Below are 22,732 nucleotides of genomic sequence, written 5' to 3'. Positions count from 1 at the left end.
CGGCGGTAGTGAGTGTCTTCAACGAACGTTATGAAGACGCGTCGTCGTCTTTGGCGGAATCGCCCTGGGATGCAAGCTTTTTCAGGGCTGTGATCTCACGGAACCACTCGCGCATCGGCCGGGCCGGTATGCCGCCCCAGCGAGCGCCAGGGGGGACATCGCCGTTGACCCCGCTGGTCGCTGCAATCTGGGCTCCCATGCCGATCCGGACGTGCCCCTTGACGGCGACCTGCCCGCCGAGAGCCACGTAATCCTCGATGGTCGTGGACCCGGCGATGCCGACCTGCGCGACGATCACGCAATGGCGGCCGATCACCACGTTGTGTGCAATCTGGACCAGGTTATCGATCTTCGTGCCCTCGCCGATCACGGTGTCGCGGCTGGCGCCCCTGTCGACGGTGGTGTTCGCGCCGATCTCCACGTCGTCCTGAATGATGACGCGGCCGACCTGCGGAACCTTGAGGTGGCCCTGAGGTCCCATGGCAAAGCCGAACCCGTCCTGCCCGATCCGGACGCCCGGATGAAGGATGACGCGGTTGCCGATGAAGGCATGGGACACCGTCACGTTGGCCGCGATCGAGCAGTCGCGCCCGATCTTCACCTGCGGACCGACGACGGAATGGGCGCCGACGAGAGTGCCAGACCCGATTTCGGCGTGAGGCCCGATGACGGCGCCGGGATCAACCCTGACTCCATGCTCCAGTCGTGCGGATGGATGAACGAAGGAGCCGGGTGAGATCCCGGTGGACGCAAAGGCGGATTCCGGCCGCATGGCGGAGGGGAACAGGATCCCGAGAACCTGCGCGAAAACCCGGTAGGCCTGGGGAGTCACGATGCCGATCGTGCCGGACGGGACCTTCGCGGCATAGCGTGGTGTCACGAGGCATGCACGGGCCCGCGTGGTCGCCAGGGCTCCGACATAGGCAGGATTGTCCATATAGGCGAGATCGCCGGGCTCAGCGCTCTCGAGAGGGGCGACGCCCTTAAGCAAAAACTCCCCGTCGGTACCGTCGGGGAGCGTTGCGTTCGCCATTTCCGCCACCTGACGCAGGGTCAACGTCTGGCTTTGCGGGAAGAAATTGGATTCTGTCATGTACCATAAGCGAGGGCGCCCGCGGGCGCCCTCCCCGATTAGAAGCGCGTGCCGCCCGTGAAGCGGAAGGCCTGGGTACGGTCTGCACCGACGCGCACGCCATCCCTGATCACACCCTCTTCCTTCGAGAGCGCGAACGCGTAATCGAAGCGGATCGGGCCCAGCGGCGAGGACCACAGGATCGACGCACCAACGGCGGAGCGGATCTTCTTGCTGTCGAGAACCTCGATGCATTCCTGCGTCGTGGTCGCACTAGCGTTGCGCGTGCAGGTTCCGGAGTAGCCGTCGATGAAGTTGTTGCCGTTCACGTCGAAGGTGGTCGGACCATCGTAGCCGTAGAGGGTACCAGCATCGGCGAAGACCGCACCCTTGAGGCCCAGTTCGCGGGGCAGGCCCCAGATCGGGAACTGCACTTCGAGCGTGCCGCCGAAGTAAGTGGTGCCGCCGATGGCGTTGGCCCGGCTGTCGAGGCTCGAAATGTCCCGCGGGCCGATGCCGTTGGGCGCGAAGCCGCGGACCAGCGACGGGCCCATGAAGAAGTGGTCGATGATGCGCAGATCGCCGCCCTGTGCGAATTCGGCGCCGTTATCGCCGAAGCCCATGATGTGGCCACCCTGAATACGGGCGATACCCACCACATCCTCGAACAGCTCGCGATAGTAGCGCGCGTCGCCCGTGACGCGGAAGTAATGCGAGTCGCCTCCGAGACCAGCAACGTCTGTCTTCAGTTCGGCATAGAAGCCGTTCCGAGGCTCGCGAATGTTGTCGAGCGTATTGTAGTTGTAGGTCAGACCAACCAGCGAGGTAATCGTGTCACCCTGCGATTCCTTGATCGCCAGAGAGGCTTCGCCGTTGCCTTCGCAGAACTGCCGGTTCGGCGTTCCATCGGCGTTGGTAACAGTATATCCTGGGATCGGGATCGAGCAGTCGTTATAAGGCTGATCGGTGTCGTTCGGGATGTCCAGGGTCTGTTGATACAGCGAGTAGCGCGCCGTGATCGTGAACTCTTCCGTCATCGGAAGCCCGAGACGAAGCGTACCGCCGGTCATGCGGTTCTCGTAACGGGAGTACCGGGTCTGATCACTGAACTTCGAGAACAGGTCGATACCGGCCGACATCCGGTAGCCGAGGAAGTACGGCTCGGTGAACGAGAAGTCGACGCCATAAGCGCGCTGGCCAAGCTGCCCGGCGAGACGGACGAACTGGCCGCGGCCCAGGAAGTTGGTCTCGGTGACCGAGACTTCGCCGATGAATCCGTCGGCTGTCGAATAGCCGCCCGAGATCGCGAACGAGCCGGTGGACTGATCCTCGACATCCACGTTCACGACCACACGGTCGGCCGAAGAGCCGGGCTCGTTGGAGATGCGAACGCGCTTGAAGTAGCCGAGATTGTTCAGCCGGCGCTCGGCCCGGTCGACCAGAACCTGGTTGTAGGCATCGCCCTCGCCCAGCTCGAACTCGCGACGAATGACGTAGTCGCGGGTGCGGCTGTTGCCGCGCACGTTGATGCGCTCGATGTAGATCCGCGGACCTTCCTCGACCACATAGGTCAGATTGACCGTGCGGGTGGAGGGATCACGCGTACCGACCGGACGCACCTGGGCGAAGGGATTGCCCTGACGGCCAACGTTGCTAGTCAGCGCCTGAACCGACCGTTCGACCGCTTCGGCGTTGTAGACCGAGCCTTCAGAGGTCGAGATGTCCCGGCGTACAGCACCCGGATCCACACCGGCGATGCGGGGATCCACGTTCACGCTGCCAAATCGGTACTGCTCGCCCTCGTCCACCGTAATCGTGATGACGTAGCCGCCCCCGTTGGGGTCGAAGGCCACATCGCTCGAGACGAGGCGATAGTCGGCATAGCCGTTCTTGAGATAGTACCGGCGGATGAGGTCCAGATCTGTGGAGAGCCGATCGGGATCGTAGACGTCCGAGCTCTTCAGGAAGCTGAGGAGGTTCGTCTCCGTCGTCTGCATGAGGCCGCGCAGGCGGCTGGACGACACCTGGCCGTTCCCAACGAAGCGGATCTCCTTCACGCCGGTCTTGTCACCCTCGTTGATGGTGTAGACCACGTCGACGGTCCCGTTGGGCAGGTCCACCAGACGAGGGGTCACCTGGGCGAGACCACGTCCGGAACGGCGATAAACCTCGAGGATCCGCTGAACGTCGGCGTCCACGGCAGCCTGATTGTAGGGAGCGCGGGCGCGGGCCTGAAGCTGTTCCTCAAGAAGGGCCTTCTCGACCTTCTTATTTCCTTCGACCACGACGCGGTTGACAATAGGACCCTGTGCAGCGGAAGCGCGGCGGTTCCCCGGGGCCACCTGCTGGGCGAAGGCGCTCTCCGCGGCAGTAATCCCTGCCATCAGCGCGCTGATCGCGACAATGGCGGTAGTGGCCGGCTTCTTCCGGCGAGGCTTGGTCGTCGACATCATCAACTGGCCCGTTCTTTATATTCTGTCCTTGGCGAGGAAGATCCCGCCGGTCGGAGACGAGTGCCCCCAACCTTATCCGTGTGGACCGCTTGTACAAACTTTCGCCGCTATTGCAAACGGCACATCCACAACAGAGTACCAATTTTTGAAGAGCGTGGCGTCCTTGTCACGATCCCTGGCCCAGAAAACTGCTGCCAAGGTGAACAAGATCATTCCAAGTGGCGAACAGCATGAGCATCGCCACCAGGGCAAACCCTATCCTGAACCCGATTTCCTGGGCTTTCTCGCTAAGGGGACGGCCCCGCGCCGCCTCAATGGCATAGAACAGAAGATGGCCGCCATCCAGCAGCGGAATGGGAAAAAGGTTAATGAGTCCGATCGAAACAGACATGAAGCCGATCAGGCTGACGAGACTATAGACGCCGCCAACATCGAAGGCCGTGCCCGACGCCCGAGCGATCCCAATGGGCCCGGAGAGCTGGTCGGCCGATTCCCAGCCCATCACTAGGCGGCGGATGAAGTTCAGGGTCCGCTCGACGAGGTTCCAGGTCTCCACCACCGCGGCCTTGACGGCGCCCCAAGGGGAATAAGTGAGGCGCTTGATCGCCGACGGATCCCTGGAAGCTTCGACTCCCAGGAGCCCGATACGCTGCTTTCCGAAGGGGCTGGTTCTCTCGACGAAGTTCGGAGTGGCCGTCAAAGCGACCGTCTGCCCGTTTCGATCGATCGTGAATTCGAGGGGCTCCCCTGCACTGGAGCTGACGATGAGCTGCATGTCGGCGAAGGTCTGAATCTGTCGACCGTCAACCGTCAGGATCAGGTCCTTGGGCTGGAAGCCTGCCTTTTCGGCCGCGCTTCCCGGCTGGACCGCCTCGATTCTCGGCTCCAGCACCTGACGGCCGTTGAAGTAGTTGAAGCCCGCGAAGATGGCGATGGCCAGGATGAAATTCGCGATGGGACCAGCCGCGACGATCGCCGCGCGCTTGGCCACACTTTGGTGGGGAAAACTGATGGCCCGCTGCTCCAGGGGCATCCGGTCGAGCTGATCCTGGTCGGGAACGCTGGCCGCGTTGAGGTCGCCAACGAACTTGACGTAGCCTCCGAGGGGAATCGCCGAGATCTTCCAGCGGGTCCCCTTTTTATCGGTCCAGCCGATCAACTCACGGCCGAAGCCGATCGAAAAGGCCGTCACTCCGACGCCGCAGAGCCGCCCCACCCAGAAATGGCCGAACTCGTGGATGAACACGACCACCGTGAGAACCACGAGAAAGGAGACCAGCGTCAGGAACAGAGAGCCTGTCGCACCGCCGATCGTTGAAAGAAAGTCCATCATTATCCCCTTCGGGCTCCTTAGAGCCGCGCCGTTCCGGTCAGGGTCGGCAGAAGCTGCCGTGCCGCCTGGCGCGCTTCCTGGTCGATCCTCAATGCATCCGCCACTGTCGACGGCGCCGCGATATTTCTTCCGAAGAAAGTTGAGCAAACTCTCTCAACAAGCTCTGAAATATCGTAAAATCCGATTGCATCCGCGATAAAGGCCTCGACCGCGATCTCATTGGCTGCATTCAGGATCGTGGGCATGGCCCCTCCGGTCCTGAGTGCAGCCTTCGCCAGAGATAGGCATGGAAAGCGCCCTTCGTCAGGCTGCTCGAAGCTTAATCGACCAATCGCGGCAAGATCGAGACGAGGCAAGTCCATCTTCAGGCGGTTCTGATTCCGAAGCGCATTGGCGATCGGAACCTTCATGTCCGGCAAGGCGAGGCCTGCCGTTACGGCACCGTCGCTCCACTGGACGAGACCGTGCACGATGGCTTCCGGGTGTACCAGCACGTCCAACCGCTCGGGCTCGAGGTCGAACAGGTGATGAGCCTCGATCAGTTCAAGCCCTTTGTTCATCAAGGTCGAGGAATCGATGTTGATCTTCGAGCCCATTGACCAGACGGGATGAGCGGAAGCCTCCCGTGCATCGGCTCTTGCAATCCGCTCTTTGGTCCAAGTGCGGAAGGGGCCTCCCGAGGCGGTTATCACGGCCTTTTCCACATCCCGGTCCGAGCCCGCTGCAAGGGCATGATCCAGTGCGTTATGCTCGGAATCCACTGGCATGACCTGGACCCCGAGGCGGCGGGCGTCGGCCATGAAGACACCGCCGGCGCAGACGAGGCTTTCCTTGTTGGCGAGGGCAATCCGCCGGCCAGGCTTCAGCGCGGCATGAGTGGGGGCCAGGCCGGCTGTTCCGCTGATGGCGGCCAGCACGATGTCGGCATCGCGATCCACGGCCTCCAGAACGGCGGCGTGCCCAGCGCCTCCCCTGATTCCGCTTCCCGATAGAGCCAGACTCAACGCCTCTCCGGCCCCCTCGTCGGCCAGGGCGGCGAATTTTGCTCCGAGGTCCTGGGCGATCTTCGCCAAAGCGGTGGCATTGCGTCCCCCGACAACAGCTTCGACACGAAACTCCTCCCGGTGAGCCTGGATGACGCCGGACGTCGAGCGGCCAATCGAGCCGGTCGCACCGAGAATCGTGATGGAGCGGGTCATTGGCGCCTAGGGAGTGAAATGAATCGTCAGCAGGATCGCCCCGACGATTAGGCAGACGGCCCAAAAGCCATCAAGGCGATCCATGACACCGCCGTGCCCTGGGATGAGATGGCTCGAGTCCTTGACGTTGCAATGGCGCTTCAGAGCCGACTCGCCGAGATCTCCGATCTGGCTTGCGACCGATGCGACCACGGACAAAATGGCGATCGCCGGAAGGCCTAGTGGCAGGCTGTGGCCGTAGGCCTCGCCGGTCCAGGCGACCAATACGCCGCACAGGGCCGCAGCGACGACGCCTCCGACAAAGCCGGACCATGTCTTCTTCGGACTGATGGGCGGACAGAGCTTCGGGCCCCCGAAGGTTCGGCCGGTGAAATAGGCCGCGATGTCGGTTGCCCATACGACGGCGAACATCCACAGCAGGCCTAGAATTCCGAGTTCGACATGGTCGCGCACGATCGGCGGGACAAGAACGATCAAGGACGCATAAAGGAAGCCCGACGCCGACCAGATCCTGTTGGCGCCTCCCCCGGTTGCAAAGGTGCCCGTCACAAGGAAGACGAGCCCTGCCAACAGGAACAGGCCGAAGCGTGCCTCCGTCAGGAAAAGGACGGTCAGAACGGCAAGCCCGACCGCAAGGATACTCTGCACCAGGGGGCGTGGCTCGGCGCCCGTCATCCGGGTCCATTCCACCATCACGGCAGTACCGGCTGCGAGCCAGAATAGGGCGAAGGGCCAACCGCCCCAGTAGGCCGTCAGCAGGGCGGCTGCAATCATGACGATGGCGGATAGTACCCGCGTCGTCAGTTCCCTGGACGAGGTGGACTTTGGACGGGTCGGCAAGGACGAGCCCTGGTCTGCGACCATCGTCAGCCTGCCCGCGCGCTCAAACCGCCGAAACGGCGATCGCGCCTGTAGTACTCGTCGATCGCGCTCTGGAACGCCGTCTCGTCGAAGTCCGGCCAGAAGCAGGGCAGGAAGACGAACTCGGAATAAGCGGTCTGCCAGGTGAGAAAATTCGACACCCGCTGCTCCCCCGAAGTCCGAATGACGAGATCCGGGTCGGGAATGCCATGGGTGTCGAGGGTCGCTCCGACCGCATCCATATCGATGTCAGCCGGGTCGAGTGCTCCCTCCTTCACCTTGACGGCGAGAGCCCGTATGGCACTCACGATCTCCTGGCGGCCGCCGTAATTGAAGGCAATGACGAGGGTCAGGCCCGAATTCGAGCGGGTGAGTTGCTCCGCTTCGTCGAGGAGCATGCGGATATCGGACGGCAGACCTTCGCGCTCGCCGATGATGCGAACGCGGATGTTGTTGGCATGCAACTCGGCGAGGTCGTGGCGTACGAAGCGCTTGAGCAGCCCCATGAGATACGAGACCTCATCGGCAGGTCTGCGCCAATTCTCCGCCGAGAAGCTGTAGACGGTGAGGTAGCGGATGCCGAGATCCGTCGCGGTTCTGACCGCCCGGCGGATCGCGTCGATCCCCTTGCGATGCCCTTCGAACCGGGGCAGCCCTCTCTGAGCGGCCCACCGGCCGTTTCCATCCATGATGATGGCAACATGGGTCGGCATCCCCTCGCCTGCTTGCTTGCAGGCAAAGCTCGGGGCCGACTTTTTGGCTTCGCCGCTCATATTTCCGTCCCAATGCGCGCCTGTCTGTCAGACGTGCATGATTTCCTTTTCCTTGGTCACGAGAAGGCTGTCGATCTCGGCCACGAACTGGTCGGTTGCCTTCTGAACCTGGTCAGCATGACGCTTGCCGTCATCCTCGCTGATCGCGCTGTCCTTCTCAAGCTTCTTGAGCAGGTCGAGGCCATCGCGCCGGACGTGTCGAACAGCGACACGGGCCTCCTCGGCGTATTTGTGGGCCACCTTGACCATCTCTTTGCGGCGCTGCTCGTTCATCTCGGGAATGCGAAGGCGGATCACCTGCCCTTCCGTCTGCGGATTGAGCCCGAGATCCGATTCCCGGATCGCCTTCTCGACGGCCGCCACCATGCCGCGGTCCCAGACCTGAACGCTCAGCAGGCGCGGCTCAGGCACGTTGACGGTGGCAACCTGGGTGATCGGCATCAGGGAGCCGTAGGCGTCGATCTGGATGGGATCGAGGAGGTTCGGCGAGGCGCGCCCGGTGCGCAGGCTAGCCAGGTCGTTCTTGAAAGCGTTGATGGCGCCCTGCATGCGGCGCTTCACATCGGCGAGATCAAAGGTCGTGGCCATCAGATTTTGTCCTTACGCGAACTATTTAAACGGGCTTACGCTTCCCAGGGTCCAGCATCAAGGCCCTTGCATCAAGGGGCGACCACGGTGGACGGCACTTTCCCCTGAAGAAGCGCTGTCACCGAACTCGGGGCGTGTACAGAGCCCACGATGATCGAAAGCCTGCTCTCGCGCGCCAGGGCGAAGGCCGCCGTGTCCATGACCTTCAAGTCCTTGGCGATGGCCTCGTCGTGGGTCAGGCGGTCGAATCGGACCGCATCGGGGTGCTTTTTCGGATCCGCCGAGTAGACGCCATCAACCTGGGTCGCCTTCAGAACCGCGTCGCAACGAAGCTCGGCGGCACGCAGGACGGCAGCGGTGTCGGTGGTGAAGAAGGGGTTGCCGGTGCCGCCAGCCAGAACCACCACCTGCCCCTTGTCGAGGTGGTGCAGCGCCGGCTGACGGGCGTAGGTTTCGCAGATCGTCGGCATGGATACTGCCGACATGGTCCTGGCCGGAACGCCGGCCGCGTTCAGGGCCGTTTCGATGGCAAGGGAGTTCATGACGGTGCCGAGCATGCCCATGGAGTCGGCCGTGGGCCGGTCGATCCAGCCGGCGGCACTCATGCGGGCGCCGCGGATGATATTGCCGCCGCCGATGACGACGGCGATCTCGAAGCCGGCGCGGGTGGCCTGGGCCAGATCCTCTGCCAGGGAGGACAGGATCTGAGAATCGAGCCAGTAGCCATCGGGTGCCATCAGGGCCTCACCGGAAAGCTTCACAAGGATGCGCCGGAACGTTGCCATCGTCAGACCTTTCTTTTCGAGCCTCTCATGAAAACGGCGGCTGAAGAGCCGCCGTTTTACTCAGGTTCGATTTAGGACTTAAGGCCGGCCTGGGCGGCCACTTCAGCCGCGAAGTCAGGGGCCTCTTCCTTCTCGATGCCCTCGCCGAGGGCATAGCGGACGAACGCCTTGAGGGTCACCGGCTTGCCGGCCTTCGACTCGGCCTCCTTGAGGACCTGGGTCACGGTCTTCGAGGGATCGTGAACAAAAGGCTGCTCCAGAAGGGTGACCTCCTTGAAGTAGCTCTTCAGGCCGCTCTCGATGATCTTCTGCATGACGTGGTCCGGCTTGCCGGCGTTCTTGTCGCGCAGGATGGCGCTCTCGCGCTCGATCGTCGTCTGGTCGACGCCGGAGGCATCCAGCGCCACCGGGCTGGTGGCGGCCACGTGCATGGCGATCTGACGGCCGAGGGTTCCGAGGACAGTCACGTCGCCTTCGGATTCGAGCGCCACGAGAACGCCAATCTTGCCGAGGCCTTCGGTCACCGCGTTATGGACATAGGACGCGATCACGCCCGTCGAGACCTCGAGCTTGGCGATCCGGCGCAGGGTCATGTTCTCGCCGATGGTGGCGATGAGCTCCTGCAGCCGATCCTTTACCGTCGTCTGCGAGCCGGGGAAGTGAGCGGCCTCGAGAGACTCGATGGTGCCGTTGCCCATGAGCCCGATCTTGGCAGCTTCGCGAACGAAGGCCTGGAACTGGTCGTTGCGGGCGACGAAGTCGGTCTCGGAATTGACCTCGAGGATCGTCGCAGTGTGACCGGAGGATTCGACAGCCACGAGGCCCTCGGCCGCAACGCGGCCGGCCTTCTTGGCAGCCTTCGAGAGACCCTTCTTGCGGAGCCAATCGATCGCGGCCTCCATGTCGCCGTTCGTTTCGGCAAGCGCGGCCTTGCAGTCCATCATGCCGGCGCTGGTCGTGTCGCGCAGCTCCTTCACCATCGCAGCGGTAATGTTCGCCATGGCTATTCCTTTCAAAGGTTCATGCATAGAGGGAGCCCGGCGCTCGTGGAACGCCGGGCTCGGTCAATCGTTCAAGCGGCGCTGCATGTTGCGGCGCCGTAAGGCTTACGCAGCAGCGGCTTCGATCATCGAGCGGGCCTGGTTGATCCAGCCGTCACGCTCCAGGCGGCCGTTCAGCTTCAGGTCCTTGTCGAGCTGGGCGACATCGCCCGACTGCATGGCGGCCAGCTGCCAATAGTGGAAGATGCCGGCCTCGTTGAGCTTCTTCTCGAGCTGCGGACCAACGCCGTTCAGCTTGGTCAGATCGTCGGGTGCGCCGCGGGGAGCCGCGAGGCGTTCGAACTGCTCGCCCTCGTAGGCGGCGACAGACGTGTCGTTCGCCGGGAGCTCCTCGGCCATCGGGTTCTCGGACTCGCCGATATCGATGCCCATGGCGCCGGCGCCACGGGAGATTCCGTCGAGAGCCGCGCGGGCGACCAGATCGCAGTAGAGCGAGATCGCGCGACCGGCGTCGTCATTGGCCGGAACCGGGAAGGTGATGCCGTCCGGATCGCAGTTCGTGTCGACGATGGCAGCCACCGGGATGCCGAGGCGCTTCGCCTCCTGGATCGCCAGCTGCTCCTTGTTGGTGTCGATGACGAAGATCAGGTCCGGCGTGCCGCCCATGTCCTTGATGCCGCCGAGAGCACGCTCGAGCTTCTCCTTCTCGCGAGCGAGCATAAGGCGCTCTTTCTTCGTGAGACCCTGGCCACCGCCGGCGAGGATCTCGTCGACCTTGCGCAGGCGCTGGATCGAGCCGGAAATCGTCTTCCAGTTCGTCAGCATGCCGCCGAGCCAGCGGGAGTTGACATAATACTGGGCCGAACGCTTGGCCGCATCGGCAACCGCATCGGAAGCCTGACGCTTAGTGCCGACGAAGAGCACCCGGCCGCCCTTGGCAACCGTGTCGCTGACGGCCTGAAGGGCCCGGTGCAGCATCGGGACCGTCTGAGCGAGGTCGATGATGTGGATGTTGTTACGAGTGCCGAAGATGTACTGACCCATCTTCGGGTTCCAACGGTGAGCCTGGTGGCCAAAGTGAGCGCCAGCCTCAAGCAGGCTGCGCATCGAGAAATCGGGAAGCGCCATAGTGTATTCTCCGGTTAAGCCTCCGCGGAACAGTGGACCGGTTCGAACCGGCCACCGGGATACCTCATGGGCTTATGAGGTGGATTCCGCGTGTGGGATAGGCGCGCATATAGGGGTAAAGGCTCGGAAATGCAAGCCAAAGGATGATGGCCCGGTGGAACGGGTCTCGTCAGGCGGGGACGGCTGGAAAACGCCGGCGCAGGAAGAAGCGGGCATGGCCCCGGGGCCGCTCCCCGTCCTGATTATCCAAGGTTGCGAAGAGTTCATAGCCGAGCTTCTCGTAGAAGCTCTTCGCCCTTCGGCTGGAGGTGTCCAGCCAGGCTCCGTGGCAGCCCTGCCGAGCGACGGTCTCCTCGGCGAGGGTCATGATTCGGGTGCCGAGGCCGTGGCTGCGCAGATCTTCCGCCACCCAGAGGACCTTGATCACGAGCCATCCATAGGAGGTCCCGCCGACCAGTCCGCCGACGATCGTGCCGTCTCGGCCATGAGCCAGAATCCCGAAAGGTGCGTAATCGCTGGCCGGTTGGTTCTGCCTCAGAGAAGACAGGAGGCGCTCCTCGATCTCGCCGGCGAATGCGTCCGGGTCGGGCTCGACCGTAATGTTAACAGCGGAAAGCTTCTCGTCCATGGGTTGATCGATGAGCCGGCGGCTCATTCCCTTCCTGGGGTGCCCCCGCGACCGGATCAGTTCATGTGCACGTCCACCACGCCCGGGACCGCCCTGAGCGCCCCAGCGACCTGGGGGCTGGCCATGTACTTGCCGGGGAGCTTGACCTCGACCTCCCGATCTCCATCATCGAGGATGAGCACGAGGGAAACCTCCCCTTCGCCCCGAACCTTGAGCCGCTCGAAGACGCTCGGAATAGGACGTTCGTCGCGCAGGAAGATGCGCATGCTCTTCTGGTGTTTGGCAACGGCTTCATCCAACGGCTCGGCCATGCCGATCCGCGCCCTCACCTCTTCGCCTTCGAGGCCGGCCTGAAGCATCAGAACCACGGCGGAGCCCGGTTCAAGCACGTCGCGGAGACGTTGCAGGCCTTCGGAAAAGATGATGGCTTCGAATTGCCCGGTCTGATCCGACAGCACGAGGATGCCCATTTTGTTGCCGGTCTTTGTGCGGCGCTCCTGCCTGTCGAGAACGGTGGCCGCGACCCGGCCCACGGAGTTGCCTGCCTTGACCGAGCGGCAGAACTCGACCCAGGTCTGCACACGCAGCTTCTTGAGGAGGTCGCCGTACTCGTCGAGAGGATGGCCTGAGAGAAAGAATCCGACGGCGTCGTATTCCCGCTGCAGCCTCTCGGCGGCGGGCCACGGCTCGTAGGGTCCGATACGCAACTGCACATCCGCCGACGCAACGCCGCCGAACATGTCCATCATGCCGCCGTTGGCCGCCTCGTGGGATTGCTGGGCGAGGCTCATCATGGCATCGATCGATGCGCAGGCCTTCGCCCGGTCGGGCTCCAGTTCGTCGAAGGCGCCGGCTGCGATCAGGTTCTCGAGCGTGCGCTTGTTGATCATGCGCGGGTTGATGCGCCGGGCGAAGTCGGCCAGGTCCTTGAACGGCTTGTTCCCTCGCGCCTCGACGACGCTCTCGATGGCTTGGCGTCCGACGCCTTTGACGGCAGCAAGAGCATACAGAATCTGGCCCCTGCCCTGCTCGTCATAAGTCACGTCGAAGACGACGCCCGAACGATTGATCGACGGCGGAATGACCTTGAATCCGAGGCGCTGGGCTTCGCGGCGGAATTCAGCCAGCTTGTCGGTATTGTCGAGATCGAGCGTCATGGACGCGGCCAGGAACTCGACCGCATAATTGGCTTTGAGATAGGCCGTCTGGAACGCCACGAGAGCATAGGCGGCGGCGTGGCTCTTGTTGAAGCCGTAATCCGCGAACTTGGCGAGCAGGTCGAAGATCTCGTTGGCCTTGGCCTTGTCGAGCCCACCCTCCTTCGCGCCGGACACGAAGCGCTCGCGCTGCGCGTCCATTTCCGCCTTGATCTTCTTACCCATGGCGCGGCGCAGAAGATCGGCGTCGCCGAGCGAGTAACCGGAGAGGACTTTCGCCACCTCCATCACCTGCTCCTGATAGACGATGATGCCGAAGGTCTCATGCAGGATCGGCTCCAGCTTGTCGTGCGGATACCAGTCCCTTTTGTTGTGCTCGTCCTTGCCGAGTTTGCGCGCGCAGTAGACCGGGATGTTCGCCATCGGGCCCGGGCGATAGAGCGCCACGAGGGCGATGATGTCCTCGAAGCGGTCGGTCTCCATCTCGACGAGGGCCTTGCGCATGCCCGCCGATTCCACCTGGAACACCCCGACCGTCTCACCGCGCTGAAGCATCTCGTAGGTCTTGCGGTCATCCAGCGGCAGGGCCGAGAGGTCGACTTCGACTCCCTTTCGTCGAATGAGATCGACAGCGGTGCGCAGCACGGTGAGGGTCTTGAGCCCGAGGAAATCGAACTTCACGAGGCCTGCTTGCTCGACCCATTTCATGTTGAACTGGGTCACCCGCATGCCGGTCTTCGGGTCTCGGTACAGTGGAACCAATTCCTGCAGCGGACGGTCGCCGATCACCACGCCGGCGGCATGGGTCGAGGCGTGACGGTGGAGGCCTTCGAGTTTTTGCGCGATGTCGAGCATGCGCTTGACGACGGGCTCCTCGTCGATGGCGGCCTGAAGCTTCGGCTCGCCCTCGATCGCTTGCGCGAGAGTGACCGGATTGGCCGGGTTCTGCGGCACCAGCTTCGTGAGCTTGTCCACCTGACCATAGGGCATTTCAAGCACGCGGCCGACGTCGCGCATCACGCCGCGGGCGAGCAGCGTACCGAACGTGATGATCTGCGCGACCTGCTCCTCACCGTAGCGCTGCTGCACATATTCGATGACGCGCTCGCGCCCTTCCACGCAGAAATCGATGTCGAAGTCCGGCATCGAGACGCGCTCCGGGTTGAGGAAGCGCTCGAACAGCAGCGCAAACCGCAGGGGATCGAGATCGGTGATGGTGAGCGCGTAGGCCACGAGGGAGCCTGCACCCGAACCACGGCCCGGTCCGACGGGAATGTTATGATCCTTCGCCCATTTGATGAAGTCGGACACGATCAGGAAGTACCCCGGGAACTTCATGTTCCGGATGATGCCGATCTCGTAGGCAAGCCGGTCCCGGTAATCCTGCTCGGTCAGACCCGGCGCAGGTCCATGCGCCGCGAGGCGCTTCTCGAGTCCCTCCTCGGCCTGTCGCTTGAGTTCCTCGCCTTCGTCGAGGGCGGCGGCGTCTGGGCCGGTGCCGAAATTCGGCAGGATGGGCTTGCGTGTCCGCACCCGCGTGGCGCATCGCATGGCGATCTCGACGCTCGCCTGGAGCGCATCCGGCAGATCCGCGAACAGCTCCATCATCTGCTGGCGGGTCTTGAAGTGATGCTCTGGGGAGAGGCGGCGCCGATTGGGGTTCGAGACGATCTGCCCTTCCGCAATGGCGAGCAGCGCATCGTGCGCCTCGTAGTCCTTCGCGGACGAGAAGAAGGGCTCGTTCGCCGCGACGATGGGCAGGCCATTCCGGTCCGCCAACGCCAGCAGCTCGTTCTCGATTACACGCTCGTCGTCCAGCCCATGACGCTGGATCTCGACATACAGCTGATGACCGAATGCGCCTTTCAGCATGTCGAGACGCGCCTGCGCGAAGTCTTGGCGGCCCCCGTTGCGCAGCGCGCAATCGAGCGGGCCCGAGAATCCGCCCGTCAGGGCGATCAATCCCTCGCTATGCGCCGAGAGCGCGGGCGCCATCACCCGCGGGTCCTCACCCAGCGGCACGCCGAAATAGGCGTGGCTCACGAGACGCATGAGGTTGCGATATCCCTCCTCCGTCTGCGCAAGCAGCACAATGTTGGATGGCTGCGGCACCACGCGGGCGACGGGATCCGGCTCCTCGAAGCAGACGGAGAGCTGTACGCCTGCGATCGGCTGGATCCCGGAGCCTGCGAGCTTCTCGGAGAACTCGAGGGCCCCGAAGAGATTGTTGGTGTCGGTGAGCGCGAGCGCCGGCTGCTTGTCGGCGGCGGCGAGTTTAGCGAGTTGCGCGACCTTCAGCGCCCCCTCGAGCAGGGAGTATGAGGAATGGACATGCAGATGGACGAAACCGATATCGTGAAGAATGCGCGCCATAAACTCTACTCATCGAATGGCACGCATAGTTGCACGATTCTATGTTAACGGAGTCCAATCACCGGTTTCGAGGACTATGTTCCTGTGAATCCCGGTGGGTTCTTGTGGATCCCGGTATCAAGCGATGGGAGAAAGGACCAGAGCCCAGATTGCCACGGCAGACCCGAACATGGCCAGGGAAGCGATTTCGGCGGTGGTCTCGAGGATGAAGCGAAGCATGGTTTGATCTCCGTGTTCCCAATATGTTCATTTTTGTTCATTGGATGTTCTGTGTAAAGCCCGTGCGAAGCTCAGGCATGGGACGGAGTCAACAAAACATTAAAGGCGACAGCAGGCATCATTTGCCGCCGACCGTGTCGTCACAGCCGATCTCACGTGGAAGAGTGATCTCTTACGGCAGCTGAACGATCAGACCGTCGCGGATCGTCACGCGCCGGTCCATCCGAGCCGCGAGTTCCATGTTGTGCGTGGCGATCAGGGCCGCGAGCTTGGACGCTCGGACGATCGCCACCAGGGTCTGGAACACCCGATCGGCCGTATTGGGATCGAGATTGCCGGTCGGCTCGTCGGCGAGAAGCAGCCGGGGAGCGTTGGCCACCGCCCGCGCGATCGCAACGCGCTGCTGCTCACCGCCGGACAGCTCCCCGGGACGGTGATCGAGACGTTTGCCGAGACCCAGGAACGTCAGCAGCTGGGCTCCGCGGTCCTGGGCTTCCGCTCTCGGTAGGCCGCGGATGAGTTGTGGAATCACCACGTTCTCAAGGGCCGAGAACTCCGGCAGGAGATGGTGGAACTGGTAGACGAAGCCGAGCTCCTCCCGCCGGACGCGCGTGCGCTCCTGGTCGTTCATGGAGGCTGTCGGCTTCGAACCCACGAAAACCTCGCCGCCATCCGGCTTTTCGAGCAGGCCAGCCAGGTGAAGGAGGGTCGACTTCCCCGTTCCTGAGGGCGCGATGAGGGCCACGATCTCGCCCGGCCAGATTGCAAGATCGGCGCGGCGCAGTACCTCGAGGAAGCTGTCTCCCTGCGGATAGCGGCGCTCGACCTTGGAGAGATAGAGGGCGGGTTGGGACTGGGCTGCCGACATACTCAACCGTAACGCAACGCTTCGACGGGATCGAGCTTCGCGGCCCGCCAGGATGGATAGAGAGTCGCCAGAAGCGACAGAACCATCGCCATGATGAGGATGGTTGCCACCTCGGTCGGATTCACCTCGGCCGGCAAGCGGCTCAAGAAGTACAGTTCCGCAGGGAAAAGATTGGTATTCGTCAGCCGGGAGATGACGTCCCGAATGGTTTCGACATTGAGCGCAAGCAGCAATCCGAGACCGAACCCGGCAATCGTGCCGACGATGCCGATCGACGCGCCCGTGATCAGGAAGACCCGCATGACGGCCCCACGGGTCGCCCCCATGGTGCGAAGGATCGCGATGTCCTCCGACTTGTCCTTCACGAGCATGATCAACCCGGAGATGATGTTGAGCGCCGCCACGAGCACGATCAGTGTCAGGATCAGGAACATCACGTTCCGCTCGACCTCCAGTGCGCCGAAGAAAGTTCGGTTGCGCTGACGCCAATCGGTCATCAGAATCGGTCGCCCCGCCGCTTCGTCGATCGCCGCACGGGCCTCGTCCACCCGATCGGCATTGTCGAGATAGACCTCGATGAGCTGCACGTCGTTGTTGCGGTTGAAGTAGTTCTGAGCTTCGGTCAGCGGCATGAACACGAACGTCGAGTCGAACTCCGACATGCCGATTTCGAAGATCGCCTTGACCGGATAGCCTTTCACCCGGGGCGCGGTGCCGAACGGTGTCGATGCTCCGCGCGGCGTGATGAGCGTGAAGGTGTCACCGGCCTGAAGCGACAGCGCATCGGCAAGGCGACGGCCGATCGCAACCCCCTCGCCTTCCTCGAAGTTCTCCAGCGTGCCCTGGCGCAGATTGCCCGCGATGTGGTCGATCTTGCGCAGATCGTCAGCCCGGATGCCGCGCACGAGAACGCCGCTGCCGTTGTACTGAGAGGAGCCGAACGCCTGCCCCTCGACGAGAGGAATGGCCCGCTTGACGCCCGGTACCGCGGCGATCCGCGCTGCAACCTCCGGGTAATCGGTGAGCGGACTTTCCAGCGGCGCCACGAAGATATGGCCGTTGATGCCGACGATCTTGTCGAGAAGCTCCTTACGGAAACCGTTCATGACCGACAGCACCACGATCAGCGTCGCAACACCGAGCATGATGCCCAGGAAGGAGAAGCCGGCAATGACCGACACGAAACCCTCACGCCGCCGCGTGCGCAGATAGCGCCCGGCGAGCATCCACTCGAAGAGCGAGAAGGGTTTGGTTCCGGCCGGCCCTGTGCTGGCTTTTCTTTCCTTGGCCATGACAGCTTATTGGCGAACCGTGAGGCGAGCGATTACGTCTTCAACCGCAAGATGTTCGCGCTGTCCCGTTGCGCGATGCTTCAATTCCACCTTGCCTTCGGCAAGACCTTTCGGCCCCACCAAAATCTGCCACGGGATCCCGATGAGATCGGCCGTGGCGAATTTTCCGCCAGGACGCTCGTCCCGATCGTCATAGAGCACGTCCCGCCCTGCCGTTTCCAGTTCGCGATAGAGGCGCTCGGAGGCAGCGTCCGTCGCTGTGTCGCCGACCTTCAGGTTCAGGATCGCCACGTCGAAGGGAGCGACGGCTTCCGGCCAGATGATTCCGTTCTCATCATGGCTCGCCTCGATGATGGCGGCGATCAGGCGGCTCGGTCCGATGCCGTAGGAGCCCATATGGACCGGCCTCTCCTGCCCATCGGGGCCCATCACCTTCGCGCCCATGGGCTCGGAATACTTGGTGCCGAAGTAGAAGATGTGACCGACCTCGATGCCGCGGGCGGACATCTTCTTTTCATCCGGAACCGCCTCGAATGCCGAGGCCTCGTGCATCTCGGACGTAGCGGCGTAGAGCGAAGTCCACTTGTCGACGGTGCTCTGGAGACCCGGGATATCGTCAAAATCCGTATCGGCCGCCGGAACGTCGAAGTTCAGATAATCCGCGTGACAGAAGACCTCGCTCTCGCCGGTCGAGGCCAGGATGATGAACTCGTGGCTGAGATTCCCCCCGATGGGACCCGTATCGGCCCGCATCGGGATCGCCTTCAGTCCCATGCGGGCGAAGGTGCGAAGATAAGCCACGAACATCTTGTTATAGGAATGAACGGCGCCAGCCTGATCGAGATCGAAGGAATAAGCGTCCTTCATCAGGAATTCGCGCGAGCGCATGACACCGAAGCGGGGCCGGACCTCGTCCCGGAACTTCCACTGAATGTGATAGAGGTTCAGCGGCAGATCCTTGTAGGAGCGCACATAGCCCCGGAAGATCTCGGTAACCATCTCCTCATTGGTCGGCCCGAACAGCATGTCGCGCTCATGCCGGTCCTGGATGCGTAGCATCTCCTTGCCGTAGGCGTCGTAGCGCCCGGATTCCCGCCACAGATCGGCGGACTGGATCGTCGGCATGAGAAGCTCGAGAGCGCCTGAGCGGTTCTGCTCCTCACGGACGATCGCGTTGACCTTGTTCAGAACCTTCAGGCCGAGCGGCAGCCAGGCATAAATTCCGGCAGATTCCTGCCGGATCATTCCGGCGCGCAGCATCAAGCGATGGGAGACGATCTCCGCCTCTTTCGGCGTCTCGCGGAGGATGGGGAGGAAGTAGCGGCTCAAACGCATGGGACGCCTTTGGGTCTCGATCAATATAGGAGAAAGGTAGCGACTCGCTTCCAGCACACAACACAGCCCCCGGGGAAAAGACAAGCTGTCATCGTCCGATCAGGCCTGCGGCGAGATGGATTAGACCAAAGATCAATACAAGAAATGCCGAAAAATGCATCAGGAGGTGCCCATAAAAGGTGACATGGTCGGGCAAGGTGACTATAAACGAAACGCTAACGTCTTAGACCTTCCAAGGTCAGAGGCTACGGTCCGAGTTTCGGGAGGAACAAGATCCCCAAGTGCCCTGAGGCGCTGGTCTGAGAAAGCCAGGGATCAAAAATTGCCAAAAGGCAGTTCAGGCAAGGCGAAAGCCTTGCTTTTCTTTTTTGTGGCTCCTCTTCTTCTTGGTTCTACAGACCGGCCAGAGGAAAAACCGCAGCAACAACGATCAGGACGACGGACGCGAGAAATGTGGTCCAGATAGCCTTTTCCCGAAGGGCCGGAAGGGCTGGGGCTCCGGGCTCGCTTCCCTGAACCACATCCCCGCTTTCGACTTGGCTGCGGACGCCGAAGGGTAGAACGGCAAAAAGCAGGATCCACCAGATCACGAAGTAGAGCGCCAAGCCCCCGCTGATCCGCAGGCCGAAGGCTTGGACAACTACCGTGACGGCCAGACCGGACACGACCATGACGACCGCGATCGTGGACCAGAGTGATCCCGCCAAGGTTTTTACGAAGTTTATCAACACCTTGTCCTCAGGCTTGCTCGAGTTCGACGAGCGTGCCGTTGAAATCCTTGGGATGAAGGAAGAGAACCGGCTTCCCGTGGGCTCCAATCTTTGGCTCTCCGGAGCCGAGCACCCTCGCGCCGGAAGCAAGAAGCCGGTCGCGCGCCGCAATGATGTCATCGACTTCATAGCAGATATGGTGCACCCCGCCGTCCGGGTTCTTCTCCAGGAACTTGGCGATAGGCGATTCCTCTCCCAGCGGTTCCAGAAGCTCGATCTTAGTGTTGGGCAGCGTGATGAAAACGACCGTGACGCCGTGCTCCTCCAGAGCCTCCGGCGCCGAGACATCGGACCCCAGGGTCTTCCGGTAGAGATCTGAAGCGGCCGCGATGTCAGGCACGGCTATGGCAACGTGATTGAGGCGTCCGATCATAGGCGTTCCCCCTTCAGGTCCTAAGCCTCGATGACGAGCACATGGCAGGCGGGCTTCTTGCCCCATTCCTGGTTCACGGCCGCGCGGACCGCCCGGTGGACGGCATTCTCGACGGCCTCGGGATCTCGCCGCTTGGCTTTGGAGAGGCCATCCAGCAGGTCGGCCACGGTGTCCGCGATGATGTCGGTCAGGTCACGACCCTGCCTGTTCTTGTCGGGGATGCCCATGGCGTCGATCACCGGATCTCCAACAAGATCGCCCCGGTCGTCGATGGCGATCGCCACGGTGACGATGCCCGCAAAGGCAAGCTTGCGGCGCTCCGGCAACGCCCGCTCGCCGGCCCCGATGACGATATTGCCGTCGCGGTAGAGACGCCCCGCGGGGACATTGTCGACAATCTCAGCAGGGCCGGGCGAAAGGCGTACCAGCGCCCCGTTCTTAGCCCGGACGACTTCCTGAACGCCTTGAGCCCTTGCGAACTTCGCGTGTTCGCTCAGGTGCAAGGGCTCGCCATGGGCCGGAATGGCGATCCGCGGACGGGTCCACTGGTACATCTGCGCCAGCTCGCCGCGCCGGGGATGTCCGGACACGTGGACCAGTTCCGTCCGGTCGGTGATCACCTCGATGCCCTGCTCGATCAGACTATTGATGATAGAGCCGACAGCTTTCTCGTTCCCGGGAATGGCCCGGGAGGAGAAGATCACCCGATCTCCTGCGGAAAGCGCGATGTCCGGGTGCTCGTCCTGGGCGATCCGGGCAAGAGCGGCCCGGGGCTCACCCTGCGACCCCGTCAGGACGGCCACGATCTTGTCACGCGGCATGTAGCCGAAGTTTTCCGCCGAACGGAACTCCGGCAGGTCATCCAGGAAACCACATTCCTTGGCGACCTCGACCACACGATCCATGGCACGACCGACAACGACCACCTCACGACCACACTCGCGGGCTGCCTCGGCAACCGAGCGAATGCGGGCGACGTTGGACGCGAAGGTCGTGACCGCGACACGGTGCGGCGCATCCTTGATCAACTGGGCCAAGTTCCTGGAGACGTCGGACTCGCTCGGACTCGTGCCGTCGCGGACCACATTGGTGGAATCGCAGACGAGCGCCAATACCCCTTCGTCGCCCAAGGCACGGAAAGCTTCCTCCGAGGTCAGGCTGCCGAGGTATGGCGTGTTGTCGAGCTTCCAGTCGCCTGTATGCACCACCAGTCCGTGCGGTGTGCGGATCGCAAGGGCGTTGGATTCCGGAATCGAATGAGCGACCGGCACGTACTCGATCTCGAAGGCACCAAGCTTCAGGCGTTGCCCGGGGACGATCTCGTTCAGGTCGACCTTCGGCGCATCGGCTTCGGACAGACGCCGTGTCTCCAGGAGGCCGATGGCGAACCTTGTCGCATAAACCGGCGCGCGGAGGCGCGGCCACATCTCGACCAGCGCGCCGATGTGGTCCTCGTGCGCATGCGTGATGAAGATACCGAGAAGGTTGTGCCGCTCCTCTTCGATGAATCGGAGGTCGGGATAGACGACATCGATCCCGGGGAGGTTCTCCTCGCCGCCAAAACCCATGCCGCAATCGACGAGGATCCACTGTCTATCGTCCTCCGGACCGAAGCCGTAGAGGGCAGCGTTCATGCCGATTTCGCCAAGTCCTCCAAGTGGGAGAAAGACCAATTCATCCTGGTGGGAAGCCATCAAGTTCCAGACCTTTTCGAGCCAACGCCAGGCTTGGCTATATCGTGCAGCAAATTGGGAAAATAAAGGTCGCCTGCGTCGATCAGTTCCATTCCGGCAGTGCTTTTCAGCTGAAGGCGTCCGGAAGGGTCAAGCCCCTCGAAGACACCGGCTTTTTCGCCTGAAGGAAGGCGAAGCGTCACCTGCTGGCCGAGCCCTGCAGCACGCTCCATCCAGAGCTGCCGGATTGCTCCGAATGGATCGGAGACGTTTCCACGAGTGGAAGTTCGCCACGCCGAGAAAGTTCGGGCGAAGGCCGAGGACAGGACGGTGAATACCTCCTCCTTCGCGAGGCGCGGTCGAACGGACCGCAAGGCAGTTGCCGGGTAAGGTGTTCCGCTCGGGGCGAACGCGACATTGACCCCGAACCCGATCACGATGGCCAGTGGCCCGTTAGGCTGCAGGCGATGCCCTTCGAGCAGAAGGCCTGAAACCTTCGCGCCGTCGAGCAGGAGGTCATTCGGCCATTTCAGGGAAAGGCGCGGTGCGCTGATTCCCGAGACCGCCTCGACGGCCTCATGGAGCGCCAACCCTGCAACGAAGCCGAGTTGCGGAGCCGATCGCATATCGCACGGATCGATCAGGAGCAGGCTAGCATAGAGGTTGCCTGGAGGCGAGGACCATTGGCGGCCATGCCGTCCCCTCCCCGCCAACTGCTCGCGGGCCGTGATCCAGAGCTTTCCCCTGTCGCCCGCGCGAGCAGCCTGCAGAGAATCGTCGTTCGTCGAGTTCGTCGCCTCGAGCGACAGAAGCCGATACCCGGCGGCCTCGGTCTCGGGCGACAGACGCAC

At 62.6% G+C, this 22,732-nt stretch carries 19 protein-coding genes; all 19 read right to left on the bottom strand.

Going from position 1 to position 22,732, the window contains the following annotated elements; translation table 11 throughout:
* Positions 1 to 28: 28 nt before the first annotated feature.
* The 19 genes from lpxD to HPT29_RS12735 all read right to left on the bottom strand — a co-directional run bounded on the left by lpxD (position 29) and on the right by HPT29_RS12735 (position 22,732).
* Positions 29 to 1,093, bottom strand: a complete 1,065-nt coding sequence (gene lpxD / locus HPT29_RS12825) for a UDP-3-O-(3-hydroxymyristoyl)glucosamine N-acyltransferase (protein WP_173950510.1) — start codon at positions 1,091 to 1,093, stop codon at positions 29 to 31.
* 38 nt (positions 1,094 to 1,131) lie between these two features.
* The gene (bamA, locus tag HPT29_RS12820; protein WP_173950509.1) at positions 1,132 to 3,525 is read right to left on the bottom strand and encodes an outer membrane protein assembly factor BamA; all 2,394 of its coding nucleotides are present in this window, start codon (positions 3,523 to 3,525) and stop codon (positions 1,132 to 1,134) included.
* A 166-nt stretch (positions 3,526 to 3,691) separates the two neighbouring features.
* Positions 3,692 to 4,855, bottom strand: a complete 1,164-nt coding sequence (gene rseP, locus HPT29_RS12815) for an RIP metalloprotease RseP (protein ID WP_173950508.1) — start codon at positions 4,853 to 4,855, stop codon at positions 3,692 to 3,694.
* Positions 4,856 to 4,875: 20 nt separating this feature from the next.
* Positions 4,876 to 6,057, bottom strand: coding sequence for a 1-deoxy-D-xylulose-5-phosphate reductoisomerase (dxr, locus tag HPT29_RS12810; protein WP_173950507.1), 1,182 nt, complete (start codon positions 6,055 to 6,057; stop codon positions 4,876 to 4,878).
* 6 nt (positions 6,058 to 6,063) lie between these two features.
* Entirely contained in the window at positions 6,064 to 6,921 is an 858-nt protein-coding gene (locus tag HPT29_RS12805; protein ID WP_173950506.1) for a phosphatidate cytidylyltransferase, read from the bottom strand.
* Positions 6,922 to 6,923: 2 nt separating this feature from the next.
* Positions 6,924 to 7,631 (bottom strand): isoprenyl transferase, encoded by a 708-nt coding sequence (locus HPT29_RS12800; protein ID WP_247654573.1) that lies wholly within the window; start codon positions 7,629 to 7,631, stop codon positions 6,924 to 6,926.
* Between the two features lie 87 nt (positions 7,632 to 7,718).
* Positions 7,719 to 8,279 (bottom strand): ribosome recycling factor, encoded by a 561-nt coding sequence (gene frr, locus HPT29_RS12795; protein ID WP_173950504.1) that lies wholly within the window; start codon positions 8,277 to 8,279, stop codon positions 7,719 to 7,721.
* A 71-nt stretch (positions 8,280 to 8,350) separates the two neighbouring features.
* Complete coding sequence (gene pyrH / locus HPT29_RS12790) at positions 8,351 to 9,064, bottom strand: UMP kinase (RefSeq protein ID WP_371823202.1); 714 nt, start codon at positions 9,062 to 9,064, stop codon at positions 8,351 to 8,353.
* A gap of 71 nt (positions 9,065 to 9,135) precedes the next feature.
* Positions 9,136 to 10,065, bottom strand: coding sequence for a translation elongation factor Ts (tsf, locus tag HPT29_RS12785; RefSeq protein ID WP_173950503.1), 930 nt, complete (start codon positions 10,063 to 10,065; stop codon positions 9,136 to 9,138).
* A gap of 105 nt (positions 10,066 to 10,170) precedes the next feature.
* On the bottom strand, positions 10,171 to 11,193 hold the full coding sequence (locus tag HPT29_RS12780; RefSeq protein WP_173950502.1) for a 30S ribosomal protein S2: 1,023 nt from the start codon (positions 11,191 to 11,193) through the stop codon (positions 10,171 to 10,173).
* Positions 11,194 to 11,362: 169 nt separating this feature from the next.
* The gene (locus HPT29_RS12775; protein WP_173950501.1) at positions 11,363 to 11,848 is read right to left on the bottom strand and encodes a GNAT family N-acetyltransferase; all 486 of its coding nucleotides are present in this window, start codon (positions 11,846 to 11,848) and stop codon (positions 11,363 to 11,365) included.
* 29 nt (positions 11,849 to 11,877) lie between these two features.
* A complete protein-coding gene (gene dnaE, locus HPT29_RS12770; RefSeq protein WP_173950500.1) occupies positions 11,878 to 15,351 on the bottom strand; it encodes a DNA polymerase III subunit alpha in 3,474 nt (1,157 codons plus the stop codon).
* 391 nt (positions 15,352 to 15,742) lie between these two features.
* Positions 15,743 to 16,438 carry an ABC transporter ATP-binding protein gene (locus tag HPT29_RS12765; RefSeq protein ID WP_173950499.1) on the bottom strand — a complete coding sequence of 232 codons (696 nt, stop codon included), beginning with the start codon at positions 16,436 to 16,438 and terminating at the stop codon, positions 15,743 to 15,745.
* Positions 16,439 to 16,440: 2 nt separating this feature from the next.
* Positions 16,441 to 17,730 carry a lipoprotein-releasing ABC transporter permease subunit gene (locus HPT29_RS12760; RefSeq protein WP_173950498.1) on the bottom strand — a complete coding sequence of 430 codons (1,290 nt, stop codon included), beginning with the start codon at positions 17,728 to 17,730 and terminating at the stop codon, positions 16,441 to 16,443.
* Positions 17,731 to 17,736: 6 nt separating this feature from the next.
* On the bottom strand, positions 17,737 to 19,065 hold the full coding sequence (proS, locus tag HPT29_RS12755; RefSeq protein WP_173950497.1) for a proline--tRNA ligase: 1,329 nt from the start codon (positions 19,063 to 19,065) through the stop codon (positions 17,737 to 17,739).
* Between the two features lie 392 nt (positions 19,066 to 19,457).
* Positions 19,458 to 19,796 carry a DUF1467 family protein gene (locus HPT29_RS12750; protein ID WP_173950496.1) on the bottom strand — a complete coding sequence of 113 codons (339 nt, stop codon included), beginning with the start codon at positions 19,794 to 19,796 and terminating at the stop codon, positions 19,458 to 19,460.
* 7 nt (positions 19,797 to 19,803) lie between these two features.
* On the bottom strand, positions 19,804 to 20,208 hold the full coding sequence (gene mce, locus HPT29_RS12745) for a methylmalonyl-CoA epimerase (protein ID WP_173950495.1): 405 nt from the start codon (positions 20,206 to 20,208) through the stop codon (positions 19,804 to 19,806).
* A gap of 20 nt (positions 20,209 to 20,228) precedes the next feature.
* A complete protein-coding gene (locus tag HPT29_RS12740; protein WP_173950494.1) occupies positions 20,229 to 21,902 on the bottom strand; it encodes a ribonuclease J in 1,674 nt (557 codons plus the stop codon).
* A complete protein-coding gene (locus HPT29_RS12735) occupies positions 21,902 to 22,732 on the bottom strand; it encodes a biotin--[acetyl-CoA-carboxylase] ligase (RefSeq protein WP_173950493.1) in 831 nt (276 codons plus the stop codon). Before HPT29_RS12735 ends, HPT29_RS12740 begins: the two co-directional genes overlap by 1 nt.

The sequence above is a fragment of the Microvirga terrae genome, from assembly GCF_013307435.2.
GTDB classification, from domain to species: Bacteria; Pseudomonadota; Alphaproteobacteria; order Rhizobiales; family Beijerinckiaceae; genus Microvirga; species Microvirga terrae.
Note: the sequence above shows the minus strand (reverse complement) of the source record. Positions and strands in the feature narration are given on the sequence as shown.

Coding starts and splice junctions, on each gene's coding strand:
- lpxD (WP_173950510.1), bottom strand. CDS start 1,093: ATGACAGAATCCAATTTCTTCCCGCAAAGCCAGACGTTGACCCTGCGT.
- bamA (WP_173950509.1), bottom strand. CDS start 3,525: ATGATGTCGACGACCAAGCCTCGCCGGAAGAAGCCGGCCACTACCGCC.
- rseP (WP_173950508.1), bottom strand. CDS start 4,855: ATGGACTTTCTTTCAACGATCGGCGGTGCGACAGGCTCTCTGTTCCTG.
- dxr (WP_173950507.1), bottom strand. CDS start 6,057: ATGACCCGCTCCATCACGATTCTCGGTGCGACCGGCTCGATTGGCCGC.
- HPT29_RS12805 (WP_173950506.1), bottom strand. CDS start 6,921: ATGGTCGCAGACCAGGGCTCGTCCTTGCCGACCCGTCCAAAGTCCACC.
- HPT29_RS12800 (WP_247654573.1), bottom strand. CDS start 7,631: ATGCCGACCCATGTTGCCATCATCATGGATGGAAACGGCCGGTGGGCC.
- frr (WP_173950504.1), bottom strand. CDS start 8,279: ATGGCCACGACCTTTGATCTCGCCGATGTGAAGCGCCGCATGCAGGGC.
- pyrH (WP_371823202.1), bottom strand. CDS start 9,064: ATGGCAACGTTCCGGCGCATCCTTGTGAAGCTTTCCGGTGAGGCCCTG.
- tsf (WP_173950503.1), bottom strand. CDS start 10,065: ATGGCGAACATTACCGCTGCGATGGTGAAGGAGCTGCGCGACACGACC.
- HPT29_RS12780 (WP_173950502.1), bottom strand. CDS start 11,193: ATGGCGCTTCCCGATTTCTCGATGCGCAGCCTGCTTGAGGCTGGCGCT.
- HPT29_RS12775 (WP_173950501.1), bottom strand. CDS start 11,848: ATGAGCCGCCGGCTCATCGATCAACCCATGGACGAGAAGCTTTCCGCT.
- dnaE (WP_173950500.1), bottom strand. CDS start 15,351: ATGGCGCGCATTCTTCACGATATCGGTTTCGTCCATCTGCATGTCCAT.
- HPT29_RS12765 (WP_173950499.1), bottom strand. CDS start 16,438: ATGTCGGCAGCCCAGTCCCAACCCGCCCTCTATCTCTCCAAGGTCGAG.
- HPT29_RS12760 (WP_173950498.1), bottom strand. CDS start 17,730: ATGGCCAAGGAAAGAAAAGCCAGCACAGGGCCGGCCGGAACCAAACCC.
- proS (WP_173950497.1), bottom strand. CDS start 19,065: ATGCGTTTGAGCCGCTACTTCCTCCCCATCCTCCGCGAGACGCCGAAA.
- mce (WP_173950495.1), bottom strand. CDS start 20,208: ATGATCGGACGCCTCAATCACGTTGCCATAGCCGTGCCTGACATCGCG.
- HPT29_RS12740 (WP_173950494.1), bottom strand. CDS start 21,902: ATGGCTTCCCACCAGGATGAATTGGTCTTTCTCCCACTTGGAGGACTT.